The sequence below is a fragment of the Tepidicaulis sp. genome (assembly GCF_965222285.1).
GTDB lineage: Bacteria > Pseudomonadota > Alphaproteobacteria > Parvibaculales > Parvibaculaceae > Tepidicaulis.
The window spans coordinates 2633118-2655031 of the sequence record NZ_OZ244942.1 but is presented as its reverse complement, the minus strand read 5'-3'; the positions used below and the strand labels follow the sequence as shown (position 1 = coordinate 2655031).

At 60.5% G+C, this 21914-nt stretch carries 16 protein-coding genes; 9 read left to right on the top strand and 7 right to left on the bottom strand.

The features are described from left to right. The first annotated feature begins 44 nt into the window (after positions 1–44). Both ACOQOT_RS12685 and ACOQOT_RS12680 read left to right on the top strand, forming a co-directional pair. Entirely contained in the window at positions 45–1664 is a 1620-nt protein-coding gene (locus ACOQOT_RS12685) for a ShlB/FhaC/HecB family hemolysin secretion/activation protein (protein ID WP_420559622.1), read from the top strand. 126 nt (positions 1665–1790) lie between these two features. Continuing rightward, on the top strand, positions 1791–6968 hold the full coding sequence (locus tag ACOQOT_RS12680; protein ID WP_420559621.1) for a beta strand repeat-containing protein: 5178 nt from the start codon (positions 1791–1793) through the stop codon (positions 6966–6968). An 87-nt stretch (positions 6969–7055) separates the two neighbouring features. On the opposite strand, the gene ACOQOT_RS12675 is transcribed toward ACOQOT_RS12680, so the two are convergent. Beyond that, on the bottom strand, positions 7056–8024 hold the full coding sequence (locus ACOQOT_RS12675; protein WP_420559620.1) for a KpsF/GutQ family sugar-phosphate isomerase: 969 nt from the start codon (positions 8022–8024) through the stop codon (positions 7056–7058). 196 nt (positions 8025–8220) lie between these two features. On the opposite strand from ACOQOT_RS12675, the gene ACOQOT_RS12670 reads away from it, so the two are divergent. Continuing rightward, the gene (locus tag ACOQOT_RS12670; protein WP_420559619.1) at positions 8221–9468 is read left to right on the top strand and encodes an outer membrane beta-barrel protein; all 1248 of its coding nucleotides are present in this window, start codon (positions 8221–8223) and stop codon (positions 9466–9468) included. Positions 9469–9494: 26 nt separating this feature from the next. Here ACOQOT_RS12670 and ACOQOT_RS12665 read toward each other — a convergent pair whose 3' ends face one another. Both ACOQOT_RS12665 and galU read right to left on the bottom strand, forming a co-directional pair. Then, complete coding sequence (locus ACOQOT_RS12665) at positions 9495–10805, bottom strand: UDP-glucose dehydrogenase family protein (protein ID WP_420559618.1); 1311 nt, start codon at positions 10803–10805, stop codon at positions 9495–9497. A gap of 39 nt (positions 10806–10844) precedes the next feature. After that, a complete protein-coding gene (gene galU / locus ACOQOT_RS12660; RefSeq protein WP_420559617.1) occupies positions 10845–11762 on the bottom strand; it encodes a UTP--glucose-1-phosphate uridylyltransferase GalU in 918 nt (305 codons plus the stop codon). Between the two features lie 344 nt (positions 11763–12106). On the opposite strand from galU, the gene gmd reads away from it, so the two are divergent. The 3 genes from gmd (at position 12107) to ACOQOT_RS12645 (ending at position 16367) form a co-directional block, all read left to right on the top strand. Further along, positions 12107–13171: a GDP-mannose 4,6-dehydratase gene (gmd, locus tag ACOQOT_RS12655; RefSeq protein ID WP_420559616.1), complete on the top strand. Its 1065-nt coding sequence runs from the start codon at positions 12107–12109 to the stop codon at positions 13169–13171. Positions 13172–13223: 52 nt separating this feature from the next. Further along, the gene (locus ACOQOT_RS12650; protein ID WP_420559615.1) at positions 13224–14666 is read left to right on the top strand and encodes a mannose-1-phosphate guanylyltransferase/mannose-6-phosphate isomerase; all 1443 of its coding nucleotides are present in this window, start codon (positions 13224–13226) and stop codon (positions 14664–14666) included. A gap of 186 nt (positions 14667–14852) precedes the next feature. Further along, positions 14853–16367: a flavin-containing monooxygenase gene (locus ACOQOT_RS12645; protein ID WP_420559614.1), complete on the top strand. Its 1515-nt coding sequence runs from the start codon at positions 14853–14855 to the stop codon at positions 16365–16367. A gap of 59 nt (positions 16368–16426) precedes the next feature. On the opposite strand, the gene ACOQOT_RS12640 is transcribed toward ACOQOT_RS12645, so the two are convergent. Both ACOQOT_RS12640 and ACOQOT_RS12635 read right to left on the bottom strand, forming a co-directional pair. Then, entirely contained in the window at positions 16427–17164 is a 738-nt protein-coding gene (locus tag ACOQOT_RS12640) for an SDR family NAD(P)-dependent oxidoreductase (protein ID WP_420559613.1), read from the bottom strand. Between the two features lie 44 nt (positions 17165–17208). Continuing rightward, positions 17209–17859 (bottom strand): TetR/AcrR family transcriptional regulator, encoded by a 651-nt coding sequence (locus ACOQOT_RS12635; RefSeq protein WP_420559612.1) that lies wholly within the window; start codon positions 17857–17859, stop codon positions 17209–17211. A gap of 65 nt (positions 17860–17924) precedes the next feature. On the opposite strand from ACOQOT_RS12635, the gene ACOQOT_RS12630 reads away from it, so the two are divergent. Then, positions 17925–18329: a hypothetical protein gene (locus ACOQOT_RS12630; RefSeq protein WP_420559611.1), complete on the top strand. Its 405-nt coding sequence runs from the start codon at positions 17925–17927 to the stop codon at positions 18327–18329. Here the strand turns inward: ACOQOT_RS12630 and ACOQOT_RS12625 are convergent. Further along, positions 18283–18696 (bottom strand): VanZ family protein, encoded by a 414-nt coding sequence (locus tag ACOQOT_RS12625; protein ID WP_420559610.1) that lies wholly within the window; start codon positions 18694–18696, stop codon positions 18283–18285. The two genes, ACOQOT_RS12630 and ACOQOT_RS12625, sit on opposite strands and share 47 nt — an antisense overlap. A gap of 9 nt (positions 18697–18705) precedes the next feature. Beyond that, positions 18706–19260 carry a PAS domain-containing protein gene (locus ACOQOT_RS12620; RefSeq protein WP_420559609.1) on the bottom strand — a complete coding sequence of 185 codons (555 nt, stop codon included), beginning with the start codon at positions 19258–19260 and terminating at the stop codon, positions 18706–18708. Positions 19261–19386: 126 nt separating this feature from the next. Here ACOQOT_RS12620 and otsB point away from each other — a divergent pair, with 126 nt between their 5' ends. Together otsB and ACOQOT_RS12610 are read left to right on the top strand one after the other, a co-directional pair. Then, positions 19387–20127, top strand: a complete 741-nt coding sequence (gene otsB / locus ACOQOT_RS12615; RefSeq protein ID WP_420559608.1) for a trehalose-phosphatase — start codon at positions 19387–19389, stop codon at positions 20125–20127. Next, positions 20124–21914: a glycoside hydrolase family 15 protein gene (locus ACOQOT_RS12610; RefSeq protein WP_420559607.1), complete on the top strand. Its 1791-nt coding sequence runs from the start codon at positions 20124–20126 to the stop codon at positions 21912–21914. Before otsB ends, ACOQOT_RS12610 begins: the two co-directional genes overlap by 4 nt.

Here is a 21914-nt window from a genome sequence, read left to right as displayed (position 1 = left end):
CTACTATTGCAGCTCTATTCTATGCAGGCGTGACGAGCGCAGCGATGGCGCAGACGCCGGCTGATCCGAGCCGGATCGATGAGCGGTTCCGCCCGCGCCCCGATGCTCCGGGTCTCGGCACGCCGCTCGATGTGCCGGCAACCCCTGATCAGAAAGCGCCGGAAGGGGCCGAGCTTCAACAATTCCAGATCTCCGGTGTGATTTTCGAGGGTAATCAGACCCTCCCCGAAGGCCGCTTGCAGGAACTGGCGAGCGACTATATCAACCGCGACATCACGCTGGCCGATGTGTATGAACTGGCCGGGCGGGCAACCGCCGCTTACCGCGATGCCGGTTACATTCTCACCCGTGCCATTGTCCCCGCGCAGCGCATTGGTGACGGCCAGCTGCGCATCCAGGTCGTGGAAGGCTTCATCGAGAATGTGGAAATCGAAGGCGATGCAGGCGGCGCCATGCCGTTCCTGCAGAGCCATGCGAGGCGCATTGCCGCGGCCAAGCCGCTGACGGCGGATGTGCTGGAGCGCGAGTTGCTGCTGGCAAGCGACATGGCCGGCTTTACCGTGCGCTCGGTTCTCACCCCGTCCAAAACGACGCCGGGCGCCGCCGATCTGACGCTGGTTGTCGAGCGGGAAGCCTTTGAAGGCTATGCGGGCGTCGATAATTTCGGCAGCCGCTATCTTGGCCGCGAGGAAATCGTCGGCGCGGTTTTCGCGAATGATCTTTTCGGCACGGCGGGCCGTGTGGGCTTTACCGGTGTTGTGACGCCGGACGGCGATCCGGAACTTGCTTACGGTGCGCTGAGCATTCAGCAGCCGCTTACCTCGACGGGCCTCACGCTTTTTGCGTCCTACTCTTACTCGGAGACCCGTCCGGGCCTCGAGCTTGAGACGATCGACACGGAAGGCGAAGCCAAGACCGCCCGCGTTGAGCTTTCCTATCCCTTCATCCGCTCGCGCGACCTTAACGTCATCGGCACGCTGGGCTTCTTCTCCAACGATGTGCGCTCTGAGAACAACGCGGTCAATCCGGTGTTCGACGACAAGGTGCGCAACGTCAATGCGAAGGTCTTTGCCAACCTGCTCGACAGCTGGGGCGGCTTCAACACGGGCGAGATCACCTTCACGCAAGGTATTACCGCGCTTGGCGGTTCTGAAAACGGGGATGCGAACTTGTCCCGCGTCAATGCCGACAGCGACTATCAGCGCCTCAATTTCGAAGTGACGCGCTGGCAGCCCATCGGCGGTGAATTCGGCCTGCTTCTGGGCGCAGCCGGTCAGACCTCTTTCAACGAAGACCTTCTGGCTTCCGAGGAACAGGGCTTCGGCAGCACCTTCTATGGCCGCGCCTTCGATCCTTCCGAGATCACCGGCGAGAAGGGCCTTGCCGGTAAGGCGGAGCTGCAGTGGTACACGCCCCACCAGGCCGACTTCATGCAGAATACGCAGCTTTATGGTTTCTATGAAGCGGCAACGGTTGAACAGGTCACGGTGCTGCCCGGCTCGCCGCGGCGCGAGACGATCGAATCCGCAGGCGTCGGTGTGCGCACCGCGCTCTTCGATCAGGTCAATCTCGACCTTTATGTCGCCAAACCTTTCGAGAAGACCGTGCAGGCCGAGCGTGACCGCGACGCCCGCGTGTTCTTCCAGATCAGTTCGAGCTTTTGAGATTGGGAATGAAGCGGAGCGCTTAACGAAGCTGCCCCGCGCCAGAGGAATTGAACAGCCGAAGCCCCGTGCGTTTTACGGGCGGCAATCAAGGAGGAGACCGGAAACGGTCTGACAGGTGTTAAAATGAGCATTCAGCGCAATATCCAGAAGTCCTTTCTGATGGGTTCGACGGCCCTGACCCGCCCGGCAGCAACGCTGGGGGCGATGGCGGCCATGGTGCTGGGCAGCGGCAGCGCCTTCGCGATCGACGCGAACACGCTTCCGAGCGGCGGCACGGTGACGGGCGGCGCGGCGACGATCTCGCAAAGCGGCTCGCGGCTCGATGTGAACCAGTCCACCAACCGCACGGTGCTGGATTGGCGCAGCTTCGACATCGGCGAGAATGCTCATGTGAACTTCAATCAGCCGAATTCCGGCTCGATTGCGGTCAACCGCATCAACCAGTCGACGAACCCGACGCAGATCAACGGCCAGCTCACCGCGAACGGCCATGTCTGGGTGCTGAATCCGAACGGCGTGATGTTCGGCGCGAGCGCGCGGGTGGACGTGTCGGGTCTCGTTGCTTCCACGGCGAATATCAATGTCGACCGCTTCATGGCGGGCGATACGCGCCTTGATCTTCTGGGCGCCGGCGGCGGCTCCGTCGTCAATGAAGGCCAGATCACGGTGCGCGAAGGCGGGCTTGCCGCTTTCGTTGCCCCGCATGTGCGCAACAACGGCACGATCCGCGCCAAGGTCGGCAAGGTGGCTATGGCGGCCGGTGAAACCTTCACGCTCGATCTTGCCGGTGACCGGCTCATCGAAATCGGCCTCGGCGCCGACGGTGCGAAGGCCGAGCAGCTCGGCCAGGTGGTGGCCGAAGGCGGCGTGATCGAAATTTCCGCGAAAGCCGCAACGCAGGTCGTCGATTCCATCGTCAATGTGGAAGGCATCACCAGCGCCGCCTCGGCGACGGTTGCCGGCGGCGAAATCATCCTGGGCGGCGGCGAAGTCAATGTCGCCGGTACGCTCGATGCCTCGGGCGCCACGGGCGGCGGCTCCATCTCCATCGACGGGGAAACCATCACCACGGAAAGTTCCGCGGTGCTGAAGGCGGATGCCACGGATAATGGCGATGGCGGTTCCATCATCGCTTATGCGGACGGCCACGGCGATTATGCCGGCTCCTTCTCGGCCAAAGGCGGCGCCAATGGCGGCGACGGCGGCTTTGTCGAGACGTCGGGCGAGACGGTGAAGATCGACAGCGATATTTCCGTCAACACGCTTGCGCCTCAGGGTTCTGCCGGTAACTGGACAATCGATCCGGATGACCTTTCGGTTGTCGACGGTACGGATGAAGGCAGCATCAACCCGGCAGCCTCCACCATTAACAACGCGACCATCGTCACTCAGCTGGCGACGACGGGTGTCACGCTTGCTGCGAATAACTCGATCAGCGTGGACGCTGAAATCGATTCGAGCGGTCAGGGCTCCAGCACCACGCTTGCGCTGAATGACGAAGATGCAAATAACGACCTCACCATCAACCTGAACGCAGCCATCACGCTCGGTGCCAATCAGACCCTGACGGGTGAAGGCACGGTGGTGAATGTCAATAATGGCACGTCCATTCAGAACGGTGTTGATGTCGCCGCGAGCGGCGCGCAGCTCAATGTGAGTGCAGGCAATTACGAAGCCGGGACGGTTATCAACAAGGCACTCACGGTAAGCGGCGGTAACGCGGCGCAGATCGATGTGGCGGCTGAGGAGACCGGTCTCCATGTTACGGCGAGCAACGTTTCGATCAGCGGTTTCTCCATCGTGGGGCCGTTCTCGGGTCAGGATTTCCGCACGATCGATTGGGATAGTGCCGGCAATAGCTACGGCGTGCGTGTGACCGGCTCCGTGTCCAATACGACGATCAGCGGCAACAATATTCAGGATATCCGCTCGGGTATCTGGATTGGCGATGCGACGTCGGGCGCCGGCGCAACGGTGACGGGCAATACCATCGACAATACGAAGGGTGCCGTCCTCGTTTATGGCTCCGACCTTGCCTCGGCAAGCGGCAACCAGAACGGCACTGTGGGCAACGAGTGGGGTTTCGTGTTGGGGCTTGATGCCACCAGTGCAGCAGGTTCGGCAGACGCAACGCGTCAAGGCGAGCTTCTGGCTTACAGCCTGGCGAACAATGAAATGTCGGTGTTTGACCGAGCCTATGGTCAGAATAACCGCACACATATTTTCGTGGATGACGACAGTACTGCGACTGCGGTTGATGATTTCAACTTCGGCAACGGCCTTGGTAATGAACGCCAGCCCCTGCCTTCCATTCAGGCTGCGATCTATGGCCTCGTGAGTGGCGGCTGGATTTCGGTGGCGGACGGCACTTATACGCTGGGATCGACGCTCGATATTTCCAAGAGCCTGACACTTACGGGTGAAAGTCAAACAGGCACCATTATCAATGCTGCGACAAGTGGGTATGGCATCCAAGTTACGAGCAACAATGTTACGCTAAGCGATTTCACGTTGAACGGACCCAGTGCCAACCTCAGTTCTTCTTATGGCATCAAGGTCAGCCCGACGGGAGCAGCTTCTAACCGTCTCAATACGTTTAATATTTCTGATGTGACGATCCAGGGATCGGGCCGGGCTGAGCTTGACCTGAATGGTGTCGTTGATGCCCATATTACGAATGTCACGGCGGATGGTCAGGGAACTGCGGGCGCAGGTATCCAGATCACAGATAGTGCAGATGTTTGGCTGACTGGTGTTACGACGAGGGATAACTTGTGGGGGGGCGTTGCGCTTTATCAGGCTAACCGGTCGTATGATCAGCAAACAACGAACATCAATATCAATGCGGCTGAAAATACGTTTAACGAGTTCAATGGTCTGTTTGCGCAAGATGAGTCGGACGGCACTCATCCGCAGAATAAAGTGGGGCCAAATGGTCTTGATTTTGGCACTTTGAACCTGATCGGCTTTACGCATATCGTAGAGAACGCGGATTTCCGCAATGGGGCGAATGGCCATAATAATGACGGCATTGGTGATCAATTCACTTTCTTCCGCACCTCGCTGGCTGATGCGCTTAATTACGCAGTTAATCTCAACGATACGGTTACGGATTCCAGCGTCATTGGCGGCTGGAACGGCACTGATTTCGACGGGAATTTCTATGTTGGCACTCATAGCGGTACAGCCATGTCTATCCAGGCGGCAGTTGATGCAGCTGATGATGGCAACAACATCAATGTTCTCGCTGGGAGCTATGATGGCGGTGTGCGGGTAAACAAAAACGACCTTACAGTATCCGGTGCGGTTGGCGCAGTGATTGACGTTGCGGCAGGCCTGAATGGCTTCGAAATACAAGCAGATGGTGTCTCTATTTCTGGCTTCGATATCATCGGACTTGCCGATGAGGCGTATACCACCTATTCGTGGGGCAATGTAATTACGCGCGGGATTGCAGTCCTGAACGGTTCAGAGAATTTCGAAATCACAAACAACAATATTCTGGGCGTCAGGAACGGTATTCTCATTGACGGGCGCAATACCGGTGTAGTTTCGAATAACGTTATTGATAATACGAAAAGCGGTATTTCCGTCCAATATACGGATGGCGCAGGCATTACGATTGCAAACAATGAGGAAGGTCAGTTTGGAAACGAGTGGGGGGTAAACCTTCATTTGAATGGATACTGGGACGGGGTGACGGTTACTTCGGGTCAAGGGCTTTTGGGTGCGGCTCCTTCCCTTGCCTGGCAGCAAGCATTGTTAGATCTGAGCTCTGCTAACGATGGGTGGTCTGTTCAGGATCAGGGCTACACTTCTTCTAACCGCACCCATGTCGCCGTTTCTAATGCGGGTTCGGATAGCAACCAGGGAAGCTTGCTCTCAACACTGGCGTCCATCCAGGCCGCCTTCAACTCCGTGGTCGCGGGCGGGTACGTCCAGGTTGCCGAGGGCACCTATGCCGGCACTGCAACGACAGGTGATCTGGTCAATATTCTCGGCCAGAACGCCACGGTCGGCGGCCTGACGCTGAACGGCGCGGGCAGCATGATCGGCGGTTCCTTTAGCTCCGCCGTTTCGGGCTTCACCTTCGGCGCACCGATCATCCTCGGCGACAATCTCACGCTGACGACGACGGGCCCGGCCACGATTACGGCCGGTGCTATCGACGCCGAGACGGCAGGCGCGCAGACGCTGACGGTCAATGCGGGCGGCACGGCGTCCTTCGGCTCGCTTGGCGGCACGGCGCGCCTTGGCGCCACCTCCATCACGGGGGCGGGCACCACGCTGACGGGCACCAATTACAACGCCAATAGCCTGACCTTCGGCGGGCCGGTGACGCTGACCCAGGGGCTGACCAGCTTCAACAGCACGATCTCCGGAACCCAGGCCGGCAATATCACCTTCACGGGGAATATTTTCGGCACCGCCAATGGCGCTCAGAGCCTCAACCTGATCGCCGGTAATGGCGCAGGCGCGAAGAGCTCCAACGGGGACGTCTCGATCCAGAATGCGGGCACGCAGGCTGTTCAGCTCGGCGGTCTGACGGTGAACGCGGATGACTTCTCCGCGGCAACGGTCTGGCTTGCCGGTGACTATAACGGCACGATGACCGGCAACCAGACCTTCACGGATGAAACGCTGAATGCCGGCGGTAACGTGAGCAGCACGGTCGGCGGGAATGCGAGCGGCCCGATCAATTCGGGCGGCAACGTCACCGTGAATTCCGGCGGTAACGTGTCGGGTAACGTTTCCGGCAACAACGTGACGCTGGCGGGCCAGAACGTGAACTCCAACGTCACGGCGAACCAGACGGCCAACATCACCGCGCAAAACAGTGTGAGCGGTAATGTGAGCGCCGGCAGCGGCGGCACGATCAATGCCGGCACGGTCAACACGAACCTGAGCGGCGGCGGCTTCACGGTGAACGCTTCGGGCGGCAGCGTGACGGGCAATCCCTCCGGCCTCAACACCAGCGGCAGCGGCTCGCTGAAAGTGAACGGCCAGACGGTGGTGGGCTCGAGCGATGCCGACTTCAACCAGATCGTGGTGGAAGGCTTCACCCTGCCGGCCGGCGCGATCGTGACGGATACGGGTGAGATCGTTCTGCCGCAGGGTCTTGCCATCGGCCTCATCAGCCCGGCAGCGGGCGAGGGCAGCGAAGGGGCGGCGCCGCGCGTAATCTTCGTGCGCTCGGTCCAGCGTCTCGGCGCGCTGCTGGCGGAAGGCTACTCGGCCATCGTGATCGACCTCAATGAGGGTGTGAGCGAGGAAGAGCAGGAAATGGCGATGGCCCAGTAAGGGCACTAAGCCAAACCCATCCGGTCAAAAGAAAGCCGGCCCTTCGGGGCCGGTTTTTTGTTTTGAGCCTGAAAAAAGTCGGGACGTTTAAACGACGCCGATATGCAGGAAATCGTGGATATGGACGAGGCCGACGGGCTTGCCGTCCTCCACCACGAAGAAGCTCGTGATCTTATTTTCGTTGAGCTTGCTCAGCGCTTCGGCGGCCAGCATGTCCGGCCCGATGACTTTCGGCGATTTCGTCATGATCGCATCGACGGGGGTTTGCAGAATGCCCTCGCCCATATGGCGGCGCAAATCGCCGTCCGTGACGAGCCCCGTGAGCGCGCCCTTGCCATCCGTCACGCCGACGCAGCCGAGACGCTTTTGCGTCATCTCGATGATGGCATCGCTCATCAGCGTGCCTTCGGGCACCAGCGGAATGTCGCTGCTCTTATGCATGACGTCGCGCACATGCTGCAGCATGGCGCCGAGCTTGCCGCCCGGATGAAAGAGTTTGTAATCGGTGGCGGCAAAACCCTTCTTTTCCATCAGCGCAATGGCGAGCGCATCGCCGAGCGCCAGCTGCATGGTGGTGGAGGTGGTGGGCGCCATGCCGATGGCGCAGGCTTCCTGTGCCTGGGGCATTTCCAGCACCACATCTGCCGCAGCGCCGAGCGTGCTTTGCGCGCGTGAGGTGATGGCGATGAGCGGGATCTTGAAGCGTTTGGCATAGGCCAGGATATCGCGCAGCTCGGCGGATTCCCCGCCCCAGGAGAGCGCCAGAATGCCGTCCTCCGCCGTGATCATGCCGAGATCGCCGTGGCTTGCTTCGCCCGGATGGACGAACTGGGCCGGTGTGCCGGTGGAGGCTAGGGTGGCGGCGATCTTCCGCCCGATATGGCCGCTTTTCCCCATGCCCGTGACGATGAGCCGGCCTTTCAGGTCGGCGAGCTTTTCCACCGCTTCCTCGAAGGTTCCGTTCAGCGAGGCGGCGAGCGCCTCCAGCCCCTTGATCTCCACTTCGATGGTGCGTTTGGCGGAAGCCACATGGGCGGGCACTGTCTTGGAAGCCATGAGATTTACGTCTTTCAGGTAGCGGGCAGATAGCGGGTAAACGCGGCCGGCGGCCGGCAAACTTGGAAAGCCTTTATATTCCAACTTGTTACCGGGGGCGAGCCGATCTTCTGATAGTCCATGGTTAACCCCCTGTAAACATACTAGCGGTAGTCTTTACCGGTTGAAATCGGGGAACCCAGCAGTCGGGGCGGAAATGGTTCATTGGCGCAAAGCACTGCCGCTTGGTCTTTTGTGTCTTGCCGTGCCTGGCGCGGTATACGGGCAGGAGGATTTGCGCGGCGTCGGCGTGCTCGACCGGCTGCGCCCGGCCTATGACCCGGACGGGGTGCGCCTCGGCGCTTTCGAGATCAAGGCAGGCGTCAAGGTCAGCGAGACCTATACCGACAACGTGTTCGCCAGCGAGACGAACAAGAAGTCCGATATCATTACCTCCGTCGCGCCGGATATTACCGTGACCTCCACCTGGTCGCGCCATCAGCTGCGTCTGCGCGGCTCGCTCGACACGCGCTTTCATGCGCAGGAGAGCGATGAGAACGCGACGGACTGGGCGCTTGGCGCGGACGGACGGATCGACATTACCCGTAACACCACGCTGGCCCTCGATGCAGGCTACCGGCGCGAACATGAAGAGCGCGGCGAGCCCGACGCCTTTGCCGCCGCAGAAGAGCCCACCCAGTACGATATTATCGAGACCGGTTTCGAGCTTGCTCAGCGCTTCAACCGCTTTTCCGTGGCGCTTGGCGGGCGCTATGCCGATGTCGATTATGAAGATGTGGCGCGCACCGGCGGGGGAACGATCGACAATGACTTCCGTGACCGGGAAGAATATCTCGCCCAGTTCAAGCTGGGGTATGAGGTCTCGCCCGACACGAATCTTTTCGCTGTGGCTGAGGTCAATCAGCGCGACTATGACCGGATCGACCCGGCCCTTGGCGCGAAACGCGACTCGGAAGGCTATGAGCTGCGCGGCGGTGTGGACTTGAAACTGACCCGCCTTGTGGACGGGCAGGTCTATGTAGGCTACCGCGAGCAGCAATATGATGCCGCTGCGCTTGAAGATGTGAGCGGTGTCTCTTACGGCGCCAATCTCAATTGGTATGCAACGCCGCTGACGACGCTGCGCTTTACCGCGCTCTCCGATCTTGAAGAAACGATCGAGGCAGGCGCCTCGGGCAATGAGCGCACGGCATTTGGCGCTGCGGTTGATCACGAGCTGCTGCGCAATCTCATTCTTACCGCCGATGCCTCTTATGAGAACGAAGACTTTATCGGGTCCTCGCGCGAGGACGATACTTATACGTTCGGCTTCGGCGGCACCTATCTCATGAACCGCCATTTCCGCTTCGGGCTCAATTACAAGTTCACGAGCCGGGATTCGACGGATCTGGGAGAGGATTACGACGAGAATCTGATCGGTGTCTTCATTCGCACCGACCTCTAAGTCTCGTGTGAGCGGCAGGCTTGCTCTCAGGCGGGTGCGCGCCCGACCGAATGGTAGGCAAGGCCCGCCTTCTTCATTTCCTCGCGCGTATAGATATTGCGCAGATCGACGATAATGGGTTTGCGCAGGCTTTCGCGCAGATGGCCAAGATCGAGCGCGCGGAACTGGTTCCATTCCGTCAGAATGATCAGCGCGTCGGCGCCTTTCATGGCCTCGTTCTCATCCTTCATCCATTCGGTGCCGGGCAGGAGGGGGCTCGCCTCTTCCATGCCTTCGGGATCATAGGCGCGGATATGCGCGCCCGCTTTTTGCAAAGCCGGGATGATGTCGAGGCTCGGGGCATCGCGCATGTCGTCGGTATTGGGTTTGAAGGTGACGCCGAGCACGGCCAGCGTCTGGCCTTTCACATCGCCGCCGCAGGCTGCGATGATTTTTTCCGCCATGCGCTTCTTGCGCTCCGCATTGCTGCTTGAAGCGGCATCCACAATGGAAAGGCTGGCGCCGGTTTCCTCGGCGGTGCGCAGAAGCGCGAGCGTGTCTTTGGGAAAGCAGGAACCGCCATAACCGGGGCCTGCATGCAGAAACTTGCCGCCGATGCGTTTATCGAGGCCGATGCCCTTGGCGACGGCTTGCACATCCGCGTCCACCTTTTCGCAGAGATCGGCGATCTCGTTGATGAAGGAGATTTTTGTCGCAAGGAAGGCGTTCGCCGCATATTTGATCACCTCGGCCGTGCGCCGCGCGGTGAAGAGGATCGGCGTTTCGTTCAAAAAAAGCGGGCGGTAGAGCTGGTTCATCAGCTCCTTGGCGCGCTCCGAGCCCGTGCCGACGACGACGCGGTCGGGGCGTTTGAAGTCTTCGATGGCCGAGCCTTCGCGCAGAAACTCCGGGTTGGAGGCGACATCGAAGTCGGCTTGCGGTTTGCGCGCGCGAATGAGTTCTTCCACCTTGTCGCCGGTGCCCACCGGCACGGTCGATTTATTGACGACGAGCGTATAGCCGCTCATCGCATCGGCCACTTCCTCTGCGGCGGCAAAGACATAGGAAAGATCGGCATGGCCGTCCCCGCGCCGCGAGGGCGTGCCGACGGCAATGAAAACCACATCGGCGCCGCGCACGGCAGGCCCGAGATCGGTGGAGAAAGAAAGCCGGCCGGCAAAGCGGTTGCCGTTCACCAGCACGTCGAGGCCGGGCTCATAGATCGGAATTTCGCCGCGCTCCAGCGCCTCTATCTTGGACGCGTCTTTGTCCACGCAAACGACTTCATGCCCGAAATCGGCAAAACACGCGCCGGACACAAGGCCTACATATCCGGTGCCGATCATTGCAACGCGCATGAACCTGTTCTCCTTGAAAGGGCGGGGTGAGCCTGGTGGTTATTTCGTTTGATAGCGGGTAAGGACCTGACGCAAATCCGCTTCCATGTCCTCGCGTTCGAGGGCAAGCGCCAGATTGGCTTCCAGAAAACCGACTTTATTGCCGCAGTCGAAGCGCCGCCCGCCGAAGCGCAGCGCATGGAAGGGCTGGCGGCCGATCAGTTCGGCCATGGCGTCGGTAAGCTGGATCTCATCGCCTGCCCCGCGCCGGCCTTCCGACAGCGGCACGAAGACGTCGGGCTGCAGGATATAGCGCCCGACAATGGCAAGATTGGAGGGAGCGGCATCGGGTTTGGGTTTTTCGACCATGCCGCGCACTTCCGAGACGGTGCCGTCATCAGTGCCGGGATCGATAATGCCGTAGCGGGAGGTGTGTTCATGGGGCACTTCCTGCACCGCCACGACATTGCCGCCGCGTTCTTTATAAGTTTCCACCATCTGGGCAAGGCAGCCCGGCGTGCCGTGCATCAATTCGTCCGGCAGCACCACGGCAAAGGGGCTGTCGCCGATAATGTCCTTGGCGCACCAGATCGCATGGCCAAGGCCGAGCGGTTCCTGCTGGCGGGTAAAGCTCATCTGGCCTGGCCGTGGGCGGCTGGCGACAAGCTCTTTCAGCGCGTCCGTCTTGCCCTTGTTTTCCAGCGTGGTTTCAAGCTCGAAAGCGCGGTCGAAATGGTCCTCGATGGCCGCCTTGCCCCGGCCGGTGACGAAAACGAAATGCTCGATCCCGGCTTCCGCCGCCTCATCCACGGCATATTGGATGAGCGGGCGGTCCACCACGGGCAGCATTTCCTTCGGGATCGCCTTGGTGGCGGGCAAAAAGCGCGTACCGAGACCGGCAACGGGAAAGACGACTGTTTTAACGGCGGGGCTTTTCTTGGCCGGGCTCTTGGTAACAGGGCTCTGGGACGAGGCCATGGCGGGACTTCCTTGTTGTTGGGGCCTTATACCTCAACGGCGTGCGGCGGGCGAGCGTTCAGCGGTTCGGCCCGCGCCGGGGCTGTATTGCACCCGGCTGTGGCGTTTTCTTGACAGAAAAACCGCCCCGAGACTAGCAAAGCGGCTTGTTTCACAGAAGTATATGTAGGATTTTATTCCACAATATTAATGCTGATGGCGGGGGTGATTGCTGGTTTCAAACTTCGCCTATAAAACATATATAGGGCCGGTTCAGCCGATCGGCTGACAGGGTTGTAAATTAGACGCGGGCTTGCGGCCGGGGAAGCGGGCGCGCGTGCCGGGACGGCGTTTCAGGAAGAAATATGACAAAACGCAAAGTTGCACTGATCACCGGGATCACCGGCCAGGACGGGGGATATCTAGCCGATTTGCTGCTGAGTAAGGGGTATGAGGTGCATGGGGTGCGCCGGCGCACCTCCAGCTTCAACACGCAGCGCATCACCCATCTTTACCGCGGGCCGCACGACCGCGTTGCCGATTTTCATCTGCACTATGCGGACATGACCGACGGCATGAGCCTTTTTCAGGTGCTGCGCGATGTGAAGCCGGACGAGATCTACAATCTCGCCGCTCAGAGCCATGTGCGCATCAGTTTCGACAAGCCCGAATATACGAGCGATGTGAACGGGCTCGGCGTTGTGCGCCTTCTTGAGGCGATCCGCCTTCTAGGCATGGGCAATGATGTGCGCTTCTATCAGGCTTCCACGTCGGAGCTTTTCGGCAATGTGCAGGAAGTGCCGCAAAGCGAGACGACACCTTTCCGCCCGCGCAGCCCCTATGCGATTTCCAAACATTTCGCGTTCTTGACCACGGCCAATTACCGCGAGGCTTACGGCTTTCATGCCTCCAACGGCATTCTCTTCAATCATGAAGGCCCGTTCCGGGGAGAAAGCTTCGTCAGCCGCAAGATTACGCGCGCCGCTGCCGCCATTACCCATGGCCAGCAGGAAAAGCTGGTGCTCGGCAATATCAACGCGACGCGCGACTGGGGCCATGCCCGCGATTATGTGGACGGGATGTGGCGCATGCTGCAGCAGGAAGAGCCGGGCGACTATGTGCTGGCGACGGGCGAGCAGCATTCGGTGCGCGAATTTGTCGAGCTGGCCTTTGAAATGGTCGGCATGCCGATCGAATGGGCGGGCAGCGGGCTTGAAGAAAAAGGCCTCGATAAGAAATCGGGCAGGGCGCTCATCGAGATCGACCCGCGTTTTTACCGCCCGGCGGAGGTTAATTCGCTCGTCGGCAATCCGGCCAAGGCCCGCGATGAGCTGGGCTGGGTACACCGCACGACATTCGACCAACTGGTCGCGGAAATGGTAGAAGCGGATATGAAAATCGCCGCAAACGGCGCGCTATCGGCCGACTGAAGGGGGAACCTGCGGACCGGCCGTGAGGGATGAGCATGGGAAGGGCGCAGTAATGAGTAAGATCGTTCCGGTCGTATTGTCCGGCGGAGTGGGATCGCGTTTGTGGCCCACATCGCGCGCGCTGTACCCCAAGCAATTGCTGCCGCTCGTCTCCGCCAACGGCATGTTGCAGGAAACCGCGCTGCGGGTGGCGGATGGCGACACATTCCTGCCGCCGCTGATCGTTTCCAATGACGAGCACCGCTTCGTCATTGCCGCGCAGATGCAGGATGTGGGCATCGAGCCCATGGCGCATATTCTCGAACCTCTGGGCCGCAACACGGCGCCGGCCGCCGCCGTTGCCGCCGAATTCATCCGCCAGGAGGAAGGCGGCGAGGCGATTTTGCTCGTGCTGCCCGCCGATCATCACATCGGCGATCTGGATGCTTTCCGGCGCGCCGTCCATCACGGGGCGCGGCTGGCGGGCGAGGGCCAGCTTGTTACTTTCGGCATCGTGCCGACCGCGCCTGAAACGGGCTATGGCTATATCCGCCGGGGCGAGAGCGCCGATCAAGAAGGCGGCTATAAGGTAGAGGCTTTCGTCGAAAAGCCGGACAGCGCCACGGCGGCCTCTTATCTTGCCGATGGCGGCTATTACTGGAATGCAGGCATCTTCATGTTCCGCGCCGACCGCATTCTGGAAGAGATGGACGCCTTCTGCCCTGACATTTGCGCGAAGGCGCGCGCCGCGCTCGGCGTCAGCCAGCGCGATCTCGATTTCATCCGGCTCGACAAGACGGCCTTCGAAGCCTGTCCGTCCGATTCCATCGACTACGCGGTGATGGAACATACCCGCCATGCCGCCGTCGTGCCGGTCGATATGAAATGGAACGATATCGGCAGCTGGTCGGCGCTTTGGGAAATCGGCGAAAAAGACGAAGCCGGCAATGTGCATCTCGGCGATGTCATCAATGTCGACAGCCGCAACACTTATGTGCGCGCCGAAAAGGGCCTGGTCGCGACGCTCGGCGTCGAAGACCTCGTGGTGGTGGAAACCGGCGACGTCGTCATGGTCGCCGCGCGCGACCGGGTGCAGGACGTGAAAAAAATCGTTCAGCGCCTCGCCGAAGAAGGGCGCAGCGAACATGAGGCCCATAACCGCGTTTACCGGCCCTGGGGCTATTATGAAAGCCTGACCCAGGGCGACCGGCACCAGGTCAAGCATCTGATGGTCTATCCGGGCGGCGCGCTTTCCCTGCAGCTTCACAACCACCGCGCCGAGCATTGGGTGGTCGTCAACGGCAAGGCCCGCGTCACGGTGGGCGATACGACCTCCACGCTCGAAGCCAATCAATCGACTTACATTCCGGTCAACACGAAGCACCGGCTGGAAAACCCGTTCGATGAGCCGCTCAGCATCATCGAGGTGCAATCGGGCTCTTACCTGGGTGAAGACGATATCGTGCGGTTCGACGATGTGTACGGGCGCACGGAAGAAAATAAGGCTGCCGAATAGCCCCGCCTTCCTTGATGATCAAAGGCTTTGGAACGCACCCTAATTAGGGTGCGTTTCTTTTATGGTGGCAATTTGACATAGCTCATTTTCAAATGCCCTTGCTGCCCGCATCCTTGATAGCAAGGAGTAAAGGCCATACCTCCAAGTCACGGAAAATAAAAAGAAACCTGAAAGGGAGAGCGATAGATGACGGACACGGATACACTTGAACGACCCGATGCGGTGAAGAATGCAGGCGAAGCAGAGCATTTCGATGTGCTGGTGGTCGGCGCAGGCATTTCCGGCATCGGCGCGGCCTATCACCTGACGCATCAGTGCCCGGACAAGAGCTTTGTCGTTCTGGAAGGGCTGGAAAGTTTCGGCGGCACGTGGCTGATGCACCGCTATCCGGGCATCCGCTCGGACAGCGATCTTTATACATTCGGTTATCGCTTCAAACCCTGGACCGGCGCGCCGATCGCGACGGCGGAGGAAATCCGTACCTATATGGGCGAGGTGATCGAGGAGAACGATCTGGACCGCCATATCCGTTACAATCACAAGATCAAGAAAGCCGATTGGTCGGAGAAGGACAATCTCTGGACCATCGAAGCCACGCGCGGAGATACCGGTGAGCCGGTGCGTTTCACCGCCAACTTCCTTTGGATGTGCCAGGGCTATTACCGCCATTCGGAGGGCTATACGCCGGACTGGGAAGGCATGAGCGACTTCAAGGGCAAGATCGTTCACCCGCAAACCTGGCCGGAAGACCTCGATTACAAAGGCAAGAAAGTGATCGTCATCGGCTCCGGCGCAACGGCGGCGACATTGGTGCCGGCGATTGCCGGTGACTGCGCCCATGTCACCATGCTGCAGCGTTCGCCGACTTATTTCATTCCGGGGCGCAATGAAAACGAGCTGGCCGATCAGCTGCGCGAATTGCAGGTGGATGAGGAATGGATTCACGAGATCACCCGCCGCAAAATTCTGCACGATCAGGCCGATTTTACGCGCCGCGCTTTCGAAGAACCGGAAGCGGTGAAGGAAGAGCTGCTCGAAGGTGTGCGGGCTTTCCTCGGGCCGGATTTCGATGTCGAAAAGCACTTCACGCCGAGATACCGCCCCTGGCGCCAGCGCATTGCCTTCGTGCCGGACGGCGATATTTTCCAGGGGCTCGCCGCAGGCAAAGCCTCGATCGTGACGGATGAGATTGACCGCTTTACGGAAAAAGGCATTCTGCTGAAATCTGGCGAGGAACTGGAAGCCGATATCATCATCACGGCGACGGGGTTCAATCTCTCCGTGCTCGGGGATATCGATTTTTCCATCGACGGCAAGCCGCTCGATTTTTCCAAGACCGTCACCTATCGCGGCATGATGTTCACGGGCGTGCCGAACATGGTCTGGGTCTTCGGCTATTTCCGCGCAAGCTGGACATTGCGCGTCGATCTTCTGGGCGATTTCGTCTGCCGTCTGCTCAATCATATGAAGGACAAGCAGGCGAAGAAGGTCTGTGTGCAGCTGCGCCCGGAAGATGAGGGTATGGAACTCAAACCCTGGATCGACCCGGAGAACTTCAATCCCGGTTATCTGATGCGCGGCATGCATCTTCTGCCCAAACGCGGCGACAAGCCCGAATGGCAGCACACGCAAGATTACTGGAAAGAAAAAGACGAGCTGCCGGAAATCGATCTCGACGATGCCGCCTTCGTCTATCAGTAAACGCGCTTGTTCTTAACCGGTAAGAAACCGGCCCCCGCATCGCAGGGGCCGGTTTTTTGCTAGGAGAGAATAAGCCCGCCATCCACCGGAATGGTCTGTCCCAGAACGTAAGAGGCAAGGGGCGAGGCGAGGAAGAGCGCCACCCCTGCCATATCTTCCGGCGTGCCGAGGCGGCGCATGGGAATGCCCTTGAGCGAAGCGGAAAGACGGTCCGGATTTTCCGTCGTCACTTTCGTCAGCTTCGTGTCCACAAGGCCGGGCGCGATGCCGTTCACACGGATGCCGTCTTTCGCCCAGGCCTCGGCCAGCGTGCGGGTGAGGCCGACGGCGCCGGTCTTGGAGGCATTGTAAGCCGGGTTGCCGCGCGTCGAATGGAAGGCGGCGGTGGAACTGACGGTGATAAGCGCGCCTTTGGAGGCGGCGAGCATGGGGTGAAACTTCATGGCGCAGGCCATCAGGCTGTTGAGGTTCACATCCATGACTTTCTGAAAGCCTTTCATCTCGAACTCGCCGCGCCCGTAAATCACCGTGCCCTGGCAAAGTACGAGCACGTCGAGCCGGTCAAAGCCGGGGTCATGCGCCTCGATGGCGGCGAAATCGGAAACGTCCATCTGGTGATAGTGCAGGCCGGTCATGTCCGAGCCGTCTTCTTTTTTGTAATCCTCAGCTTTCGCGCGCGTGCCCCAGACATGCACCTCGCCGCCGCGCGCGCGGAAGGCCTGGGCCATGCCATTGCCGATGCCGCTCGAGCCGCCGACGACCAGAATGCGTTTTCCGGTGAAATCCGTGTCCTGCATCTTGCTCCCCTTTTCTTGGTTTTGATTATGCCGATCTGTCTGGCCTAAGCCGGATGGGCCTGGGGCGCAAGAGCGGCGAGGTAGTTCGCAATCATGGCGCTGTGCCGGGGCGCGCCGCTTTCCTTGTCGCGCCTTGCGATGAAGTTGCCGTCAAGGCGCATCGAGACATAGCCGTGGCATAGCGACCAGAGGCCGACCGCCGCCGTTTCCGGGTCCTTGCCGGCGGGAAGGGGAAGGGCGGTGAGTTCCTCAAGCAGCCGCGTATAAAGCCGGTCCATTGTCCCCTGCAGGGCCGCGTCTTCCCCGTCCAGCAGATCGCGCCGCCATAAGAGCCGGTAGCGCTCGGGATGAGCCAGGCCGTAAGCGACAAGCGCTTCGGCAAAGGCGGTGAGCCGGGCGGTGCCTAAACCCTTATTGGCCGGGTTTTGGGGCGCGCCTGCCAGCACGTTTTCCATCGCCTCCGCCAGATCCGCGAAAAGCTCCGCGGCGAGCGCCGTCAGCAGGCTGCGCCGGTCGGCAAAATGGTTGGCGGGAGCCGCATGGGAAACGCCGCAGGCCCGCGCGACGGCGCGGATCGTGACGGCATCCGCTCCTTCCCGGTCGAGCAGGGTGCGGGCGGCAGCCAGCAGGGCCGGGCGCAGAGCGCCTTTCCTGGCAGGTTTTTCAGGCGGCGGGGAGGGGGCGGGATTTGTCATGCATATATATTGACAGTGTCAATAAAGCCTGTAAATTGACAGCGTCAATTAAACGGAGAGCCGCCATGCCCGCCAAAATCATCCTGTCCCTTTCCGCGCTGCTTTATCTCGCCGTGCTGCCTTTCATGGAAATCAGCGACACGCATGTCTTCAATCCAGACTGGCCGGGCCATGCGCGCATGCATGAGGTCTGGCAGCTTGCCGTGCATTTCGCCCTTGCCGTTCTTGCACTCTGGCTTGGTTGGGTGCGGGGGCAGGTGCGGCTCGGCGCGGCGATCCTGCTCATCGTGACGGGCGGCTTTGTTTTCGCTTATGCGATTGCCGGGGCTTATGGCGGGGATATGAAATATGCAGACGGCACAGAGCTTAGCGTGTTGGGGGTCAATCCCGCCTTCGGGATTACCGTGATCGTGGCTTTGGCGCTTACGGCCGTTCTGCTGCGGCCCGGCGGCGTGCGGCAAGCCGGCTGACGCCCCATCCCAAAGCCCAGCCCAAGACCCAGCCGAGGAGGATGCCGGCGCCGTTCGCCGCGGCATCTTCCAGCGAGGCCCAGCGGCCGGGAAGAAAAAGCTGCGCCGCTTCCATCAATAGGCCGAGGGCGAAAAGGGCGAGCCCCGCCAAAACGGCGCGGCGGAAACCGGTCAGGAGAAGCGGCAGGCAAAAGGCGAGCGCGGCATAGGCTGCCCCATGCGCCCATTTGTCGAGCCCGCCTTCGGAGGGCACGAGCGCCTCGGGCCAGAGCGATCCGCCAATGAGAAGGCAGGCAGCCATGAGCACCAGCCAGAAGAGGGGCCGGCCGTTCTTACCTTCCCGCCTTGCGGTGCCTGCTCTTGTCATATCCTCGCCTTACAGGCCGAAAGGCACTTCCGGCACTCCATTGCCCAAATCGACATATTGGAATTCTAGCGGTTTGAAATAGACGAAGACATCGTCATCTTCCCGGAAGGGCGGCACGGCATCGAGCGGGGCGTGGCAACTGGCAAAGCCCGAGGGCACTGCTTCGCCGTCCTGAATGGTGAGCGGCAGCGACAAGATTGCCACTTTTAGCTCGATGCCCGATTTGAATCTGTTTGCCGAAGTCCAAAGCACACCGCAGGGCAGCGGCGCGATGATTTCCAACCCTTGCAGGGCGAGTGCCTGGTTGCCTTTACCGCCAAGCTCCCGGAACGGCCGCTTTGTATAGCCGGGACCGAAACGCTTCTCGACCTCGGTGCCGATCAGCCGGTAAACGAGATCGCCTTCCGGTGAGCGCTCCACGATATCGAATTCCGGCAGGATGGGCGCCATTTCCCGCAGCGGCAGATCCTTTTGCCGGGGCGCGCCCGTGAGCCCGAGTTTTTTCCGTGTGTCCTGATAGCAGGTCAAAAACAGCCGCAAATTATGAGGCAGTTCATTTATCATTTTTCTCATCCCCTGAGCGGCAGGCGCTCTCCCTGCTCTCTATTAGCGGGCGCGCACTGGCCGAGGCAACATCTATCGCCTAGACTTGACGGATGAATGTCATGAGCCCAAAGGAGCAAGGCTGACGTGCAGCCGCCTTTGCTGAGCAAACGCCACTGCCTTTTTCTCGATCTCGACGGGACATTGGCGGAAATTGCGGCCCGCCCGGAACTGGCGCGGGTCGAAGAGGAGATGAAGCGCGAGGTTGCCCGCCTCCACGGCGCGCTGGAAGGCGCGCTCGCCATCGTTTCCGGCCGGCCTATCAGTCAGATCGATGCCATGCTGGCGCCTTTGCATCTGCCCGCCGCCGGTGTGCACGGGGCGGAGCGGCGTGCGGGCGGCGCGACGGAAATGCTCCCCGTCCCCGAAGGGCTCAGCGATATCGAGCGTGCCCTTCAACGTTTTGCCGATGCGCATGAAGGCGTTCTCCTTGAAAAGAAAGCCCATGCGCTCTGCCTTCATTTCCGCGCCCGCCCCGAGCTGGAATCGATTGTGCATAAAGCCATGGAAGAGGCGGCGGCGCCTCATGCGGGGCTGACCTTGATGAAGGGGAAAATGGTGATGGAAGTCAAACCTCAGGCGGCAACAAAAGGCGCGGCGGTACACGCCTTCATGGCGCTTGATCCTTTCGCGGGGCGCATTCCGGTCTTTGCCGGGGACGATGTGACGGATGAAGACGGCTTTAAGGCTGCACAGGAATTAGGCGGTGCGGGCCTAAAGATTGGCAGCGGCCGGACGGCGGCCGCTTGGCGGCTTGGCGATATCGCCGCGCTCCGCCGCTGGCTCGCGCAAAGCGCAGACGGTCTTGAAAAAGCGGAGGCGCCATGACCCCTCAATCCTCCCTCGATCTCGGCGTTATCGGCAATTGTTCTTTCGGCGCGCTGGTGGACAAGCTCGGGCGGATCGTCTGGTGCTGCCTGCCCCGTTTCGACGGCGATCCCGTCTTCAACGATCTGCTCAGCGGGGAAGGGGTTTTCGAGATCGAGCTTGAGAACTTTTCCCATGCCGAGCAGGTCTACCGGCAAAACACCGCCATTCTGGAAACACGGCTTTACGATATGAAAGGCCAGGCGCTGGAAATCGTGGATTTCGCGCCGCGCTTTCCCTCGCGCGGGCGCGTCTTCCGGCCCAATACGATCATTCGCCGCGTGCGCCCCTTAAGCGGGCGGCCAAGGGTGCGCGTTCTCCTGCGCCCGCGTTTCGAGTGGAATGCGGTGACGCCTGCCACGACGCGCGGTTCCAATCACATCCGTTATACGAGCGACGGGCTGACCTTGCGGCTGACGACGGATGCGCCGGTGGATTTCGTGGCCGGGGAAACGCCCTTTCATCTCGACCGCTCGCTCAATTTCGTGCTCGGGCCCGATGAAACACTGACGGAATCGCCCGAGACCGTGGCGCGCAATTTCGAGGAAGAGACCGAGCGCTATTGGCGGGACTGGGTGCGCCGTCTGGCGCTGCCTTTCGAATGGCAGGACGCGGTGATCCGCGCCGCCATCACGCTGAAGCTCTGCGTCTATGAGCCGACCGGCGCGATCATCGCCGCACTCACTACCTCCATTCCCGAAGCGCCGGGCAGCGAGCGCAACTGGGATTACCGCTATTGCTGGATCAGGGATGCGTTTTTCGTGCTGCGCGCGCTCAACAGTCTGGGCGCGGTGGGCACGATGGAACATTATTTCCGCTGGATCTCCAACGTCGCGGGCGATTTCGTCGAAGGGGCGTCGGACGGCCATTTGCAGCCCGTTTACGGGGTGGGGCTGGAAAAAACGCTGACCGAGGAAATCGTGCCCGACCTTAACGGCTATAGAGGCATGGGGCCGGTGCGCCGGGGCAATCAGGCCTATGAGCATTTCCAGCACGATGTTTACGGCAATGTGGTCCTTGCCATCGCCCAGGCCTTTTTCGACAAGCGGCTGTTCCGGCCGTGCGGGGTGGAAGAGTTCCGCTGGCTGGAGGCGATCGGTGAGCGCGCCTATCAGCTTCACAATGTGCCCGATGCCGGCATGTGGGAGCTGCGCACCAGGGCGCGGGTGCATACGTCTTCCTCGCTCATGTGCTGGGCGGCGTGCGACCGCCTTGCCAAGATCGGCCACCACTTGGGCATGGAAGGGCGCGCATCGTACTGGCGCGGGCGGGCGGATGAAATCCGCGCGGTGATTCTCAAAGAAGCCTGGAACGAGGAGCAGGGCTGTTTCGTGGAGAGCTTCGGTGGCGGGCATCTTGATGCCAGCGTCCTTTTGATGGGCGAGATCGGGCTTATCGATCCCATGGACCCGCGCTTTGTCGCCACGGTGGAAAAGATCGAGGCGCGGCTTGGCGACGGGCCTCATATGCGCCGCTATGAAGCGCCGGATGATTTCGGCGAGCCGGAGACCGCGTTCAATATCTGCACCTTCTGGCGCATCGATGCGCTGGCCCAGATCGGGCGGGTAGATGAAGCGCGGGCGGTGTTCGAGGAAATTCTCGCCTGCCGCAATCATCTGGGGCTTTTGTCGGAGGACCTTTCGACGAAGACGGGGGAGCTTTGGGGTAACTTCCCGCAAACCTATTCGCTGGTCGGCATCATTAATGCCGCAAGGCGCCTCAGCGCCTCCTGGACGGAAAGCGTTTGA